14 protein-coding genes are annotated in these 15231 nt (G+C 39.7%); all 14 read left to right on the plus strand.

Annotation, left to right across the window (positions count from 1 at the left end):
- Window positions 1-34 precede the first annotated feature (34 nt).
- The 14 genes from AC27JP_RS12745 to AC27JP_RS12810 all read left to right on the plus strand — a co-directional run bounded on the left by AC27JP_RS12745 (window position 35) and on the right by AC27JP_RS12810 (window position 15187).
- Window positions 35-1828 (plus strand): NapC/NirT family cytochrome c, encoded by a 1794-nt coding sequence (locus AC27JP_RS12745; protein WP_487115640.1) that lies wholly within the window; start codon window positions 35-37, stop codon window positions 1826-1828.
- A 162-nt stretch (window positions 1829-1990) separates the two neighbouring features.
- The gene (locus AC27JP_RS12750; protein WP_487115642.1) at window positions 1991-2356 is read left to right on the plus strand and encodes a cupin domain-containing protein; all 366 of its coding nucleotides are present in this window, start codon (window positions 1991-1993) and stop codon (window positions 2354-2356) included.
- 410 nt (window positions 2357-2766) lie between these two features.
- A complete protein-coding gene (locus AC27JP_RS12755; protein WP_487115644.1) occupies window positions 2767-3147 on the plus strand; it encodes a SpoIIAA family protein in 381 nt (126 codons plus the stop codon).
- 39 nt (window positions 3148-3186) lie between these two features.
- Window positions 3187-3504, plus strand: a complete 318-nt coding sequence (locus AC27JP_RS12760; protein WP_487115646.1) for a cupredoxin domain-containing protein — start codon at window positions 3187-3189, stop codon at window positions 3502-3504.
- A gap of 214 nt (window positions 3505-3718) precedes the next feature.
- Window positions 3719-4537 (plus strand): AAA family ATPase, encoded by an 819-nt coding sequence (locus AC27JP_RS12765; RefSeq protein ID WP_487115648.1) that lies wholly within the window; start codon window positions 3719-3721, stop codon window positions 4535-4537.
- Complete coding sequence (locus tag AC27JP_RS12770; RefSeq protein WP_487115650.1) at window positions 4530-5186, plus strand: cytochrome c oxidase subunit 3 family protein; 657 nt, start codon at window positions 4530-4532, stop codon at window positions 5184-5186. The genes AC27JP_RS12765 and AC27JP_RS12770 overlap by 8 nt, the downstream gene beginning before the upstream one ends.
- Before the next feature lie 41 nt (window positions 5187-5227).
- Entirely contained in the window at window positions 5228-5497 is a 270-nt protein-coding gene (locus tag AC27JP_RS12775; protein ID WP_487115652.1) for a cytochrome C oxidase subunit IV family protein, read from the plus strand.
- Between the two features lie 422 nt (window positions 5498-5919).
- Window positions 5920-6360 (plus strand): c-type cytochrome, encoded by a 441-nt coding sequence (locus AC27JP_RS12780; protein ID WP_487115653.1) that lies wholly within the window; start codon window positions 5920-5922, stop codon window positions 6358-6360.
- 4 nt (window positions 6361-6364) lie between these two features.
- Window positions 6365-7753 (plus strand): cbb3-type cytochrome c oxidase subunit I, encoded by a 1389-nt coding sequence (locus AC27JP_RS12785; RefSeq protein ID WP_487115655.1) that lies wholly within the window; start codon window positions 6365-6367, stop codon window positions 7751-7753.
- A 150-nt stretch (window positions 7754-7903) separates the two neighbouring features.
- Entirely contained in the window at window positions 7904-8185 is a 282-nt protein-coding gene (locus AC27JP_RS12790) for a hypothetical protein (RefSeq protein WP_487115657.1), read from the plus strand.
- 156 nt (window positions 8186-8341) lie between these two features.
- Entirely contained in the window at window positions 8342-10180 is a 1839-nt protein-coding gene (locus tag AC27JP_RS12795) for a nitric oxide reductase activation protein NorD (RefSeq protein ID WP_487115659.1), read from the plus strand.
- Between the two features lie 11 nt (window positions 10181-10191).
- Window positions 10192-10383, plus strand: coding sequence for a DnrP protein (locus tag AC27JP_RS12800; protein ID WP_487115661.1), 192 nt, complete (start codon window positions 10192-10194; stop codon window positions 10381-10383).
- Window positions 10384-10482: 99 nt separating this feature from the next.
- Entirely contained in the window at window positions 10483-11085 is a 603-nt protein-coding gene (locus AC27JP_RS12805) for a hypothetical protein (RefSeq protein ID WP_487115663.1), read from the plus strand.
- A 160-nt stretch (window positions 11086-11245) separates the two neighbouring features.
- The gene (locus AC27JP_RS12810) at window positions 11246-15187 is read left to right on the plus strand and encodes a thrombospondin type 3 repeat-containing protein (RefSeq protein ID WP_487115665.1); all 3942 of its coding nucleotides are present in this window, start codon (window positions 11246-11248) and stop codon (window positions 15185-15187) included.
- Window positions 15188-15231 lie beyond the last annotated feature (44 nt).

Genomic DNA, 15231 nt, shown 5'->3' on the forward strand with positions numbered 1-15231 from the left:
CACGTTTTTTCGCTTTATTCTGTAAGAGTTAATTATGGTAAATAACACAGTAAGTAAACCCAGCTTTTGGTCTCGTCGACTAATCCTTGGTACAACGGTTTCCGGAGCGGTGATCTTCTTTGTCGTCGGTATTATCTTTTGGGGTGGTTTTAACACCGCGATGGAAGCAACGAATACCACCGAATTTTGTATAGGTTGTCATGAAATGGAAGACAACGTTTATCAAGAATACAAACCAACCATACATTATTCTAATAGAACCGGCGTAAGAGCGGGTTGTCCTGATTGTCACGTACCAAGACCTTGGGTCCATAAAGTGGTCCGTAAAATCCAAGCTTCTTATGAAGTTTATGGCTGGTTAACCGGCAAACTTGATACTAAAGAAAAATTTGATGCTCATCGCTTTACGATGGCGAAAAGCGTCTGGAAAGCAATGAAAGATACCGATTCACGAGAATGTCGTAATTGTCATAACTTTGAATCTATGAATCCAGAATATCAAAAACCTCGTGCCCGTAAACAACATTTAAATGCTTTTGAAACCGGACAAACATGTATTGATTGTCATAAAGGCATTGCTCATCATGGCGTGAGAGACAAATTATCAGATGAAGAATTAGAAGCCATTGAGGCACCAAACCCTGCTTACATTCGTGAAATTCCGCAAATGTATAAAGATGGTTTAGCAAGAGTTGAAGCTAAAGAAGCTGAAGAAAAAGCAGTAGCTAAAGCTGCGAAAGAAGCTGAAAAAGCAAAAGTGCAAGCGCAAATTGAGAAAGCTGTAGCGGCTGCAACCAGTAAATTAGGCGAAGTGCCTACACAAACAAAAGCAGCTGCGAGTGCCACACCATCAGCTAGCGGCAGTGATATCAATGTTGATTGGGGTAAAGCTAATTCCGCAGATATCAGTGTATTCTATCCTGGTACCGCATCAATTGAATGGGTACTTGGTCGTAAACATGGCGGTAAACGTGCCTTTACTAAAGGTGATCGTTGTGTCGAATGTCACGGTGAAGAAGTGGCTGATATTGGTAACAACATCGCGTCTGGCGAAAGTGAAAAAGTTGAAGACCCAGCATTAATTCCAGGTAAACGTGGTAGCTTTGATGTCACCATTAATGCCGCACATGATGCTGAAAACTTATACTTGAAGTTCAGCTGGCCTGAAACTGACCATGTTCCTGCACCTTTTGTAGAAGGTGGTAAAATGGACCCTACAAACTCAATGAAACTGGCGTACATGGTTGCAACAGATGAAGTTGAATATGCTGACAGAGCAGGTTGTTGGGGTACTTGTCATGCCGACGTTAATGGTATGCCATTCGTGCCAGAAAAAGATGCTTTATTGGGCTCAGACTTAGCTAAACGTTTAGACTTTAGCAATGGTTTAACTAAATATACTAAAGAGTCACGTACTAAACTTGAATTGAAAGGTCGTCGTGGTAAAGCTCTTGGTGGCTGGGACCAGTTAAAAGATGAAGCTGATATTAAAGCTGAACTTGATGCTAACAAGTTTATGGATATCGTGCGCTACAAAGCAGGTGAAGGTAAAGTTGAAGACGGTTATGTTTTAGCTGAACGTCAAATGCATGGTGGCCAAGGTGGCGAAGTAAGCGCAACACTTGAAAACGGCACTTGGACGGTAATGGTTAAACGTAAACTAAAATCTGATAAAGCAGGTGATGTTAACATCGAAGCGGGCACAGTATACAACTTTGGTTTTGCCATTCATGATGATTACACCAGTGGACGTTATCACCATGTTTCATTCGGTTACAAGCTAGCGCTTGATAATGCGGATGCCGAAATCAACGCAGCAAAGCTTTAATGAATATCGCATTAACTTATTAACTAGCATAGGTAAATAAGCAAAAAACTAAAAAGCCTTTTGTGAACACAAAAGGCTTTTTTTTATTTAAACTTTACTGCTAAAGTCATAAACACAACTTAAGTAAGAATAAGTATAGCTACTCCAACTAGTGAGCGTTTTATGAAACACAATGCGATAAATTTTAAAGATAAACTTGCCAAATTTTCCGAACATTGGTCTCCTCGAGTGATTGCGGAAATGAATGACTATCAATTTAAGTTAGCGAAAGTTGCAGGAGAGTTTGTTTGGCACCAACATGCTGATACCGATGAAGTCTTCGTTGTTATTGCCGGCGAGCTCACCATTGAGTTTCGAGATGGAAAAGTTGAGCTAAACACCGGCGAAATGTTTGTTGTACCCAAAGGTATTGAGCACAAACCCGTTGCTAACAAAGAGTGTCAAATAATGCTGATTGAGCCTAAAGGTGTCGTTAATACTGGTACAGCAAGTAATGAATTAACCGCTGAAAATGATGTTTGGATTTAAAGTAAAATATTAAAGGGAAATATGAGTTAATCGATGTCATTAACGCAGTACGTAAAAAATGGCGTGCTAGGTTTTTCACTCTGTGGTTTCTACTAATGAGTATAATTGTTATTGCAACTCAGTAAATATAACCTTATTTTGCTAAAAATCATCTATTTATAACGACTGGGGGTAATAAAAGTCTGATTGCTGTTTGTTTATCATTGCTAGTACTTTGTGACGGAACAGGCAAACTTACTCTTGGCATTAACAATTTCTATATCGTCTAAATGTAAATATTCACAAGTACTAAGCTTATATTTTAGTATCTTTCATTCATTTGATATAACACAAGAGAATGGCTTTATCTTTATGTTCATTCTAAGAACTCCTGTCTAATATGTAAGCAAGTAAATGGACGGAGGTTTGTGATGAAAACAATTAAACATGGCTTGTCGATAGGCATAGAACGTATTGATAATGAGTTTTTTCTTTCACTTAAGGCGGTTGGCACATTAACTCATAGTGACTATGAGGTGATCACGCCACTGATTGACTCCGCCCTCGCACAAGTGAAACATCCAAAAGTTAATGTGCTGGTTGATGGCACTGAACTAGAAGGCTGGGAATTAAGGGCGGCATGGGATGATTTTAAACTTGGTCTAAAACACAACAATGAGTTTGAAAAAATTGCAATTTATGGCAATAAAAATTGGCAAAAAATTACCGCCAAAATAGGCGCATGGTTTTTGTCTGGAGAAATTAAATATTTTGATAATCTAGACGATGCGTTAATTTGGATTAATAATTAGTATGATCTCAGTCATCATTATCAAAAAGGGAAACTTATTATGCGTACACTCATTCTATTGTCTATGTTGTTTGCAACTTTTGGCTCTGCCTATGCAAAAGAAATAATTGTTGAGGTATATAAAAAGAAATTTACCCCAGCTGAGATAACAATTGAAAAGGGTGATACGGTTATTTGGAAAAACATCGAAAAACGTCAATATCATAATGTCTGGTTTAAGCAATTCGATGTTGAAGAGCCGGACTACATCTTTCCAGGCGAGAGTTATCAACGTACTTTTAATGATATTGGTGAATTTCCTTATGAATGTGGTCCTCATCCTAAAATGACTGGCGTGGTAACTGTCGCAACAAAGTAAACTAAAGGACGTTTGAATAAGTGATATTTCTCACGAATGGGCTAAATTAGTAAGGTTGGTTGATCGGAATCAAACACTATTCATTCTCATTACAATGTCGTTTGCTATAGCGAACTAATGGGCGTATTTTACTGACATATTCTCGTATCAACTGAATAATCTGTTTGATTGATGCTTTTGTTATTCACAGATGAAAACGTGAAAATAGGAAATTATGACTACTGTTAATTTAAATGCGTTAGAAGAAGCTGACGACAATTCATTATTTTATCAAGAACAGGGCAATGAAGTTGCTCTATTTGAATACGCCTATGGCCACCAGTTACCTGTATTAATAAAAGGTCCTACTGGGTGTGGTAAAACACGTTTTGTTGCGCATATGGCTGAGAAGCTCAATAAACCACTCTATACCGTTGCTTGCCATGATGATTTAACCGCAGCCGATTTAGTTGGTCGTCACCTTGTTGGTCCAGAAGGGACTTATTGGCAAGATGGTCCGTTAACGAAAGCGGTACGTGAAGGCGGTATTTGCTATTTAGATGAAGTGGTAGAAGCCCGTAAAGATACCACGGTTGTTTTGCACCCACTTGCTGATGATCGTCGCATTTTACCATTAGAAAGAACCGGTGAACTCATTGAAGCGGCGCCGGGCTTTATGTTGGTTGTTTCCTATAACCCTGGATATCAAAACCTATTTAAAGGCATGAAGCCAAGTACCAGACAACGCTTTGTTGCGTTACGTTTTGACTACCCAGAAACCCAAGTCGAACAAGACATTATTATTAAAGAAACCGGTGTTGAGGCTAACATTGCCTTTAAATTGGTGGAATTGGCTCAAGCCCTGCGCCGGTTAGAAGAAAATGATTTAGAAGAAGTTGCTTCAACACGTTTACTTATCTACGCTGCCAAAATGATGTCATCAGGTATGGACCCGATTGAAGTTTGCCGTTGTTGTTTAGCAGAGCCTTTATCTGATGATATACAAACGGTTAATTCTATAATGGAAGTGGCGAAAATCTACTTTGATGCCTGAACAAGTACCGTCAGTAAACACTGTTACCACTGATCTATCAGCTGATATTTCAGTCAATGAAAGGCCTCTTTCTGTGACAAACAACATTAAAAAACTACCTGGCGATCTTGCCATGTGGTTTTTTATTTTGGCTGAGTTAACGGTATTTGCGATATTTTTTATCGGCTTTGCCATCGCTGAAAATCTTAATCTAGTCATGTTTGCTGAAGGTAAAGCGCAATTACATAAAGTTGCCGGCCTTATTAATACTATCGCATTAATTACCAGTAGCTACTTTGTCGCAATATCTTTGCATTCCATGCGCATAAAAAAAGAACGACAAGCGGTTTTTCGATTGTTACTTGCTTTAGCTTTTGCTGGCGTTTATATCGTATTAAAACTTTGGGAATACCAAGCATTATTTTCACAAGGTATTGATATAGAAACGAATACCTTTTTTACCTTATACTTTTTAATTACCGCCTTTCATTTTATGCATATTTTGTTGGGTATGGTGATATTGGCATATATGGCAATAAATGCTTATCAAGATAAATATAATGACCCAACAACTGAAAATGAATTTTCAGGCTTTGAATCAGGTGCGTGTTATTGGCACATGGTTGATTTACTGTGGATTATTTTGTTTCCACTCATTTACGTTATTTAAGTCATTTTTATTAGCTATAAATTTATAGGGTTGTTGAGTTGATGAAGAAACATAGATCACAACATTTCGCATTAAGTTGGCTTTGGTTAATTTTATTAACGTTAGCTTCGGTAGCCTTAGGTTATTATTTTCAAAATCCGACTTTTAATGCATTATCTTTTATCGCCGCTGTTATGGTGATTATTGCCATGAAAGGCCAACAAATAATTGACGTCTTTATGGAACTAAAGCATGCGCCTGATGTATGGCGATATTTGATGCTTGCATATGTTACTGTTATCCCGTTAATCATTTTGCTTATTTATCTTTAAATATTTGGCAAAACGTTAACTAATGCTTATACCAGCATCCGCCAAATTTATTCCCACTGATCTTTGTTTCTTGCATTAAAATGTGATTTGTTCTTAGTGTTATTTTATTGGGCGAAAGTTTCGCAATAATGAGAGAGAACTCTCGCGCTGCTGCTTGTAACTGTAGAATAGGGCAGAGCAATGTAACTGAGTTTATTGTCGTGAAGAACTTTATTTCCTTATAAAAATTAGGGACTTTAGTCATTATTACAATTCTCGACTTGATTTCGGTCATAATTTCTACACTACAAGCTAAAGTCCAACTAATTTTGTATTTAATTATTACACATCTCTAAAAACTTGATTCTTATCAAGGTGAAAAAATAAATATTGTCCTATTATTATATTGCTTTATTACATTATTCTTTAATAAGGGAAACACCATGTCAGAGCGTTTTACAAAAGGCATGGCTCGAAATATTTATTACGGTGGAAGTGTATTCTTCTTTTTAATATTTCTTGCTTTGACTTTCCACACAACCAAAGAGATGCCCAAACGGGATCATCGAGAAAACATCACTGAGTCTGTAGCGCGCGGTAAGGCGTTATGGGAAGACAACAACTGTGTCGGTTGTCATTCATTAATTGGTGAAGGCGCTTATTTTGCTCCTGAGCTAGCTAATGTTTATGACCGTCGCGGTGGCGAAGCTGGCTTCAAGGCATTTTTTAGCGGTTGGATGAAATCTCAACCATTAAATATTCCTGGTCGTCGTCAAATGCCTAATTTCCATTTATCAGATCAAGAAATTGATGATCTGGCTGAATTCCTTAAGTGGACTTCAGAATTGGATGATAATAACTGGCCACCAAACATAGAAGGATAATGGCGTGAATACTCTTAAATATCAATCACAAGCCGTTGCAAAACCTTATTTTGTTTTTGCTATGATCTTGTTTGTTGGCCAAATTCTATTTGGTCTACTGATGGGTTTACAATATGTTATCGGCGATATCGTCGGTGGCTTAATTCCTTTCAATGTAGCGCGTATGGTTCACACCAACTTGCTGATTGTTTGGTTACTGTTTGGCTTTATGGGGGCTGCGTATTACTTAGTACCCGAAGAAGCCGAAACTGAATTGCATAGCCCTAAACTAGCAATTGCCTTATTCTGGATATTCGCCGCTGCTGGCGTATTAACAATCTTAGGTTATTTATTCGTTCCTTATGCTACTTTAGCGCATATCACAGGTAATGATTTATGGCCAACCATGGGACGTGAGTTCCTTGAGCAGCCAACAATTACTAAAATTGGTATTGTTGTTGTTGCCTTAGGCTTCTTATACAACCTAGGTATGACTATTTTGAAAGGCCGTAAAACAGCTATCAACATGGTGATGATGACGGGTTTAATTGGTTTAGCCGTATTTTTCTTATTCGCTTTCTATAACCCAACTAACTTAGCACTTGATAAGTACTTCTGGTGGTTTGTTGTTCACTTATGGGTAGAAGGTGTATGGGAATTAATCATGGGTGCGATTTTAGCATTCGTATTAATCAAAGTTACTGGTGTTGACCGTGAAGTTATCGAGAAATGGTTATATGTGATTATTGCTATGGCATTAATCTCAGGTATCTTAGGTACAGGCCATCACTTCTACTGGTTAATGACTCCTGAATACTGGCAGTGGGTTGGTTCTATCTTCTCTGCAATCGAACCGTTACCTTTCTTTGCAATGGTATTGTACGCCTTCAATATGGTTAACCGTCGTCGTCGTGAACATCCGAACAAAGCGGCTACTTTATGGGCATTAGGTACTTCAGTAATGGCATTCTTAGGTGCCGGCGTATGGGGTTTCCTTCATACTCTTGCTCCAGTGAATTACTTTACTCATGGTACACAAATTACTGCTGCTCATGGACACATGGCATTCTACGGTGCATATGCAATGATTGTTATGACGATAATGTCTTACGCTATGCCTAAATTACGTGGTGTTGGTGAAGCAAATTGCAATAAAGCACAAGTAACTGAAATGTGGGGCTTCTGGCTAATGACTGTCGGTATGGTATTTATTACTTTATTCCTGACAGGCGCTGGTGTACTGCAAGTTTGGTTACAACGTTTACCTGAAAGTGGTGAAGCGTTAAGCTTTATGGCAACTCAAGATAAATTAGCTATCTTCTACTGGTTACGTGAAATTGCTGGTGTTGTATTCTTAATTGGTCTTATTGCTTACCTTGCTAGTTTTTTCGTTAAAGAAAAAACAGCAGCGTAAATATTAGTTTGAATTCAAGGTGTTGAATAGCAAACTATGTTAGTCTACAGCAAGCCGTGGTAGTGATACCACGGCTTTATTTTTTAGTTTTTCAGGCTAAAATTAAATGAGTAACCTGAATGAGCATGATCATAAAATTTGGAGAATCGCTTGAGTGAAGAGCAGCAATTAACACAACGCAAAAATAAACATATTTTACAGCGTTTTGCTAAAGTCGTCGGTGTTATCAGTATTATAGTTGCCTTTATTTGTGCAGGTTACCTACTGACCTTAACCGACAGTGAAGATAAAGTAATGAAAGCGTTTTTTGGTTCAATTTCATTCTTTTGTTTTATGATGGGGTTAGTGCTGCAAAGTATTGGCAGTGCCAACTTACCTGATCTCACCGTACCTAAAGATAAACCCAAGCAAACTTCTGACGATGAAAGCTAATATCGCGAGTTTTTAACAGCGTTAAAGCGCCTTACACAAACAACTAATGTATTGTCATAACAGGCTAATTTGACATACATCACAACACGCGTATAAATCTTTTGCTAGCATATATATTATCGTTAATGATGCAATAATCCTTTTAGGAAGGGCGAAATGGAAGAGTGGGTAGGCGGTCTCTGGCACAAATATATAACACGTAAAGCCAGCACAGAATATAAAGACGCTGTAGTGCAGTTTTCTGACGTTAGTCATGCAGTTGGCATGGTGTTTCGTGCCTTAGGTGGTGACGCCATTAAACGTGTCGAAGCGGCAAGTGATCGAGACTATATTGTTCGTCGCAGCTTTCTAGAAAAAATTGCCGGTGAAAACCAACAAATAAGCTTAGCCTGGCAAGACGAAGACAGTTTACGTTTACCTGAAACCTTAGCGGTATTTCCTAGCGCTGAATTAAATCATGACCTATATATTTGGTTAGCGGTGCTGGCCGCCCAGCATAATGGTAAGTTTCGCCATTGGGCTATTGATAACCAACAACTCGTTGTTGATGTGCTGGCCCAGTACCCAGCATTGAAACCACGTTATGATCGCTTAGCCGCAGCTTTTATTCAAAGCCGAAGTGATCACTCTAAACGACCAAAATCAGAACGCGTGATGGAAGACGCCATCATTCAAGCAATCGTCGCTCCTGGTTCTGTTGCCGAGTTTCCCATGGTTAATTACGCTCCGCAGGCAGTGTATTTATGGTTATACCCGTCAGCGCAGGTTGATCCGCAAGTACTTCCTGAATATGATGATGACGCAGAGCTTGAAGCCGCTGAATTAGGTAAAGCTAAAAAAAGTGACACTAGCCGCAAGAAAGCCGAACGGGTTGACTCGGGTGATGATAAAGATGGCATGATGATATTTCGTCTCGAAACTATGTTCTCGTGGAGTGAATTTTCTAAGCTAGACCGCGGCACCGATGACAGTGATGACGATGATGAAGATAATCAACGCGTTGCTGAGGACTTAGATAAAATTACAGTATCAAAAGAGCAAAGCCAAAAAAGTGCCCGTATTAAAATTGATATGGATTTACCGTCAGCATCAGAAGATGATTTACCACTTGGTGAAGGCATTAAAATACCGGAATGGAATTATAAAAAGCAACGTTTAGAAGAAGACCGTTGTTTGTTACACCCTATGCTGCCAAGAGACGCTGCAGCCAAGCCATTACCAGCTAAATTACAAAAAACAGCAAAAACGATTCAAGCGCAGTTTGAACAGTTACGCAGTGTGCGTTATTGGCTGAAAGGCGAGCATCAAGGTGAAGAGTTAGACTTATCTGCTTGGCTTGATTTTCATATTGAATCGAAAATATCGCCCACCAAAGAAAGAGGCTTATATCGCAGTTTTCGTGGTAATAACCGTGATATTTCAAGCTTGTTGCTCGCAGATTTATCGATGTCGACAGACGCCTATTTGGATGATAATAATCGTGTAATTGATGTTGTACAAGACTCTATGTTGTTGTTTGGTGAAGCATTACACAGTGTCGGCGATAGCTTTGCTATGTATGGTTTTTCATCGGTAAAACGCAGTAATGTCCGTTTTACGCTGCTGAAAAACTTTAACGAAAAGTATGACGACATTATTCGCGGGCGTGTGCAATCTATTCGTCCTGGGTTTTATACGCGCATGGGGGCGGCAATTCGCCAAGCGACTAAAATTTTAGTTGAACAACGCAGTTCACAAAAACTATTATTGATATTAACGGACGGAAAACCAAACGATATTGATCATTACGAAGGGCGATTTGGTATTGAAGATACTCATCAAGCGATAAAAGAAGCCGCTAAGTTTGGTATTAAACCATTTTGTATTACGGTTGACCAAGAAGCACAAAGTTACTTACCGTATATTTTCGGTAGTAATGGCTATACGGTTATCTTACGTCCTGATCAGTTACCGTTGAGGTTGCCACAACTTTATCATCAGCTGACAAATCAATAGAGGGGATTGTTATGTCTCACGAAAAAATTACCTGCTTGTTTTGTCAAAGTAAGAACGACAAATCACTTAAAACTTGTGCTAATTGCGGTATGGCGTTGGCTGAAAATCACCCGGAAGGTAAGGCTCGCTGGAGTTTTTTTAAGAAGGCGTTTTGGGGAATTGTGATTTTTTGCCTCGTGATGATGTATTATTTGCCAAGATAAAAATTTAGTTATTTATTGGTTATGGTTTAATTATTGCTTTTAGCTTTGTTAAAATAATAAACCTAATTAATACGTGGTGGACTAATGATGGCCTTTTCAATGAAAACCAATAATAAAGCTAATAAAAATAATACTCTAAGTAGCAGAATAGGTAAGTTGGTACTTGCCGGATTTTTGACGTTATCGTGTGCGAACGTAATGGCGTTAGATACATCTTTTAGTCTTCACAAAGGTGATGAATCTAAAACTAAGGGTATTAGCGTCGGCTTAGCCGATCAGTTTAGCAAAGGTAGCCCTTGGTATTGGTCACTCGCGTATAGCACATTAGATGATGTACAAGTTAAGTGGAATAATGATGAACTGTATTTTAAAAACGATACCGTTGATGCCTTAATTAGTTACCGCCAGAAATTAAAAAGCTACAACGAGTTCTTCAAAAAAGTCACCATTGAATATCAATTCGGGGCGTCTGTGGCGTTAACTGAAAATAAATTTTTTTGGCAAGACTTAAATGAAGAAAAATACTTTTCAGAAAAAAATGATATTAATGCAATTGTTGCTATTTCAGCACATTACAATTTCAATAAAAAAACCGCCGTTACCTTAGGTATCAAGCATCAACCAAGTTTTTCTGAATTTGGCAGTATAAGCTCTGTTTTTCTCGGCATTAACTATAAATTCGGTAAAGCTGTCGGATATTAATCATTAGCATGCGCCGCAATGCTAAATCTATTGTAAAATAATAGTCATAAAAGCGAATAAGCAGTCGATATAGTGTTGGCTGCTAAAATTAGTCGCTGTTCTTGTGTTGCTTGTAATTAGTACATGGTATTCACTTATTTTATTTTTGGCGGAGAAGTATATGCCGGGTAAATTCAAATTTTCACTATTGGCGCTTGTGATTGCCAGCAGCGTTGGGGTTAGTAATGTCGCCAATGCCGCCGCATGTCCGATACCAACTCCCGTAACCGATACCGATAATGACGGTGTTGATGACAGTATTGATCTTTTTCCGACAGACCCTAGCGAATGGTTCGATACCGATCTAGATGGTGTTGGTAACAATGCTGATACCGATGATGATAATGACGGTATTCCAGATAGTTCGGACAATAACAATGATGGTGATGCCGTTATTGACCTTTATGATCCATTTCCAGAAGACGCCAATGAATGGCTTGATACCGATGGTGATTGTTTAGGTAACAGCCAAGATACCGATGATGATAATGATGGTTTTCTAGATGTGGTCGATGTTTTCCCACTTAATGCCAGTGAGAATACTGACACAGATAGCGATACTATTGGCGACAATGCTGATAGTGACGATGATGGTGATGGCACCATAGACAGCTTTGATGCTTTTCCAAAAGATAGTTTTGAACAACTTGATACTGATTTAGATGGTATAGGTAACAATGCTGATCTCGATGATGATGGTGATGGTGTTCCCGATGCTAACGATGCGTTTCCGTTAGATGCTGGTGAATCAAATGATTTAGATGGCGATGGCTTAGGCGACAACGCTGATAGCGATAATGATGGTGATGGTTTTAGCGATAGTATTGATGTTTGGCCAGATGATCCGACAGAATGGGTAGATACTGATGGTGACGGCACCGGTGACAATACCGATACTGATGATGATGGCGACGGTGTGCTTGATAGTGCCGATGCTTTTCGCACCGATCCAAATGAGACTTTAGATAGTGATGGCGACGGTATCGGCAATAATGCCGATAGTGATGATGACGGTGATGGCATTATTGATGATCGTTCTACGCCAAGTGGTACTGATGTTTTTCCTGATGATGCGACCGAGTGGGTTGATACTGATGGCGATGGTATTGGCAATAATACAGATGACGATGACGATGGCGATGGTGTGTCAGATGGCGGCGATGCTTTCCCATTAGATGCGAGTGAAAGTGCAGATTTAGATGGTGATGGCATTGGTGACAATGCCGATACCGACCGAGATGGCGATGGCGTTGCAAACGGAGTTGATCCCGAGCCGGATAATCCATTAGCAACCACAGATACAGATAATGATGGCACTGCCAACTTATCGGATCCAGATGATGATAACGATGGTACGCCTGATGCAACAGATGCTTTTCCGTTAAATGCAAGTGAAGATACCGACACCGATGCTGATGGTATCGGTAATAATGCTGATGCGGATGATGACAACGATGGCTTTGCTGATGCAAGTGATGACTTTCCGCTTGATGTTAATGAGTATCTCGACACCGATGGTGATGGCACAGGTAATAATGCGGACACCGATGATGACGGTGATGGTGTTTTAGATGCTAATGATGCCTTTCGGTTAGACGCTAGTGAATCGTTAGATACCGATGGTGACCTCGTTGGTAATAATGCTGATAGTGATGATGACAATGATGGTCGCGTTGATAGCATCGATGCGTTTCCGTTAGATGCCTTGGAATGGTTAGACACAGATAACGACGGTATCGGTAATAATGCCGATTTAGATGATGATAATGATGGCACCGCCGACAGCATGGATTTATATCCTTTAGACCCTCAAGAACAAAGGGATGACGATGGCGATGGTATTGGGAATAATGCTGATGGTGATGATGACAACGACGGTATTCTTGACGACGATGATGACTTTCCATTAGATCCAGGTGAGTTCCTAGATACTGATGGTGACGGTATTGGTAATGTTTTAGATACTGATGATGACAATGATGGAGTACTAGATCATCTTGATTGGGCGCCATTAGATGCCAATGAGTCAGCTGATGCCGACAACGATGGTATTGGCAATAATGCCGATAGTGATGATGACAATGATGGTGTCATTGATGTCGATGATGCCTTTCCGTTAGATCCTGTTGAAACGACGGATACCGATGGTGACGGTATTGGCAATGTTTATGATACCGACGATGATGGCGATGGTGTTTTAGATTACCTTGACCAATTGCCGCTTGATCCAACTGAGAGCCTTGATTTTGATGGTGATGGCTTAGGTAATAATGCCGATCCTGATGATGATAATGACGGTATGAGTGATGACTTTGAAAACCAATATGGTTTTGATCCACTTGATGCCAGCGATGGTGTCCTAGATACAGATCAAGACGGAGTGAATAATGCTGATGAAGAGCTTAATGGCACAAATCCACTTTTAGATGACTACGCTCCGGTAATTACAACGCCGCAAGCAGTGCATGTTCAGGCAGATCATACCTTTACAAAGTTATCGCTAGACGAGCTAGTCGATTTGACACAAGTCTATGTCGAAGATGGTCATGATGGTGCCAATTGCTGTTCATTAGTGCCATTGGGCTTTGAAACCGGTGTTAATAACTTACCGTCTGGTATATATAGCGTGACATGGCGTGCTGTTGATGAAGCGGGCAATATTGCCAAAATAGAGCAAACACTAAATGTTCATCCTTTGGTTAATTTTTATGATGCGCAAGTTGTCGCTGAAGGCGCGATAGCAAGAGTTAACGTCGTTCTTTCGGGTGAAGCACCAGCATATCCGGTAGAAATTCCGATTGAAATTACCGGCTCAGTTGATAACTTTGATTACCGTATTGCTGATGACAAAATTATCATTAATGAAGGCACCAATGGCTTTATTGATATCGAATTACAGCAAGACTTTCAAACTGAAGGGGACGAGCAATTATTGGTGTCATTTAAGCCGACGGTAAATGCCGGCGCGAATGCGAGCCAAGAAATTACCGTAACGGAAGATAACGTTATGGCAAATTTATCTACTAGCCTAACGCAAAATGGACTTTTAGTTGCTGCGATAGCCAGTGATGAAGGCGAGGCGCAAATTACCCTACACATTGATGATAAAAATATTACTGATGAACATGTTGTAAACTGGGATATACCAGCGTATTTGAACGCACAAATAGCGGGTAATTTATTATCTATTTTTATTGTGCCAGCGCAAGTTGAATTGCCAGCGGATGCGCAAGGTCTCATTTCTTTGGCGGTAACCGTAACTGACAATGGCACCCCGGCGTTAGAGCAAACTCAATATATCAATATTCCATTTATTAGTGACAGACCACGTATTGATTCGAGTGATACCGACAGAGATGGAATTGCTGACAATATTGAAGGTTATAGTGATGACGATAATGACGGTTTACCTGCGTTTATGGACCGTTGGAGTATCGGTTATTTACAGCAGTTACATGTCAATTCTGCAGAAGTTAAATTGATGGAAACTGAACCTGGCTTGACCATTCAGTTGGGCAAATATGCCCGTCAGCAATATTCTGATGGCGTCCAAATGTCACAAGTCGATATTGACGATACTGGACTAATTACCGCAGATTCTTACGACAGGCGCAGCGATTATTTTGATTTTATTATCAATGGTGTTTCTCCATTTGGTCGCTCCATTTATGTGGTATTGCCTTTAGATAAGATGATACCTGAGTTTGCCTTATATCGTAAATTTTCAGTGGAAAATGGCTGGCAAAATTTCGTCGAAAATGCCAATAATGCCTTGGCAACGGCACCATTAAACAACGGCGTTTGTCCGCCGCCACAAAGTACAGATTACACTGCGGGATTAACGCAAAATCATCAATGTGTACGTTTGTATATTGAAGATGGTGGGCCTAATGACGCGGATGGACTTGCTAATGGCGCTATCGACGATCCTGGTGGCATCGCTGTGGTACCAAATGAAGAAATAGCAAAAGAAACTGATCCCGAGCAATCAAGCAGTGGTAGTGTGTTTTGGTTGTTAATTGTCTCAGTTTTCGCTGCTTGGAAATTTCGCAGTAAAAAATAACTTAACTCAATAACGGTTAAGGCTTTCTCATTTGAAAAAGCAAC

This window comes from Colwellia sp. SU-HH01172, from assembly GCF_057553355.1.

Coding starts and splice junctions, on each gene's coding strand:
- AC27JP_RS12795 (WP_487115659.1), top strand. CDS start 8,342: ATGGAAGAGTGGGTAGGCGGTCTCTGGCACAAATATATAACACGTAAA.
- AC27JP_RS12800 (WP_487115661.1), top strand. CDS start 10,192: ATGTCTCACGAAAAAATTACCTGCTTGTTTTGTCAAAGTAAGAACGAC.
- AC27JP_RS12780 (WP_487115653.1), top strand. CDS start 5,920: ATGTCAGAGCGTTTTACAAAAGGCATGGCTCGAAATATTTATTACGGT.
- AC27JP_RS12775 (WP_487115652.1), top strand. CDS start 5,228: ATGAAGAAACATAGATCACAACATTTCGCATTAAGTTGGCTTTGGTTA.
- AC27JP_RS12745 (WP_487115640.1), top strand. CDS start 35: ATGGTAAATAACACAGTAAGTAAACCCAGCTTTTGGTCTCGTCGACTA.
- AC27JP_RS12770 (WP_487115650.1), top strand. CDS start 4,530: ATGCCTGAACAAGTACCGTCAGTAAACACTGTTACCACTGATCTATCA.
- AC27JP_RS12750 (WP_487115642.1), top strand. CDS start 1,991: ATGAAACACAATGCGATAAATTTTAAAGATAAACTTGCCAAATTTTCC.
- AC27JP_RS12755 (WP_487115644.1), top strand. CDS start 2,767: ATGAAAACAATTAAACATGGCTTGTCGATAGGCATAGAACGTATTGAT.
- AC27JP_RS12765 (WP_487115648.1), top strand. CDS start 3,719: ATGACTACTGTTAATTTAAATGCGTTAGAAGAAGCTGACGACAATTCA.
- AC27JP_RS12810 (WP_487115665.1), top strand. CDS start 11,246: ATGCCGGGTAAATTCAAATTTTCACTATTGGCGCTTGTGATTGCCAGC.
- AC27JP_RS12760 (WP_487115646.1), top strand. CDS start 3,187: ATGCGTACACTCATTCTATTGTCTATGTTGTTTGCAACTTTTGGCTCT.
- AC27JP_RS12805 (WP_487115663.1), top strand. CDS start 10,483: ATGAAAACCAATAATAAAGCTAATAAAAATAATACTCTAAGTAGCAGA.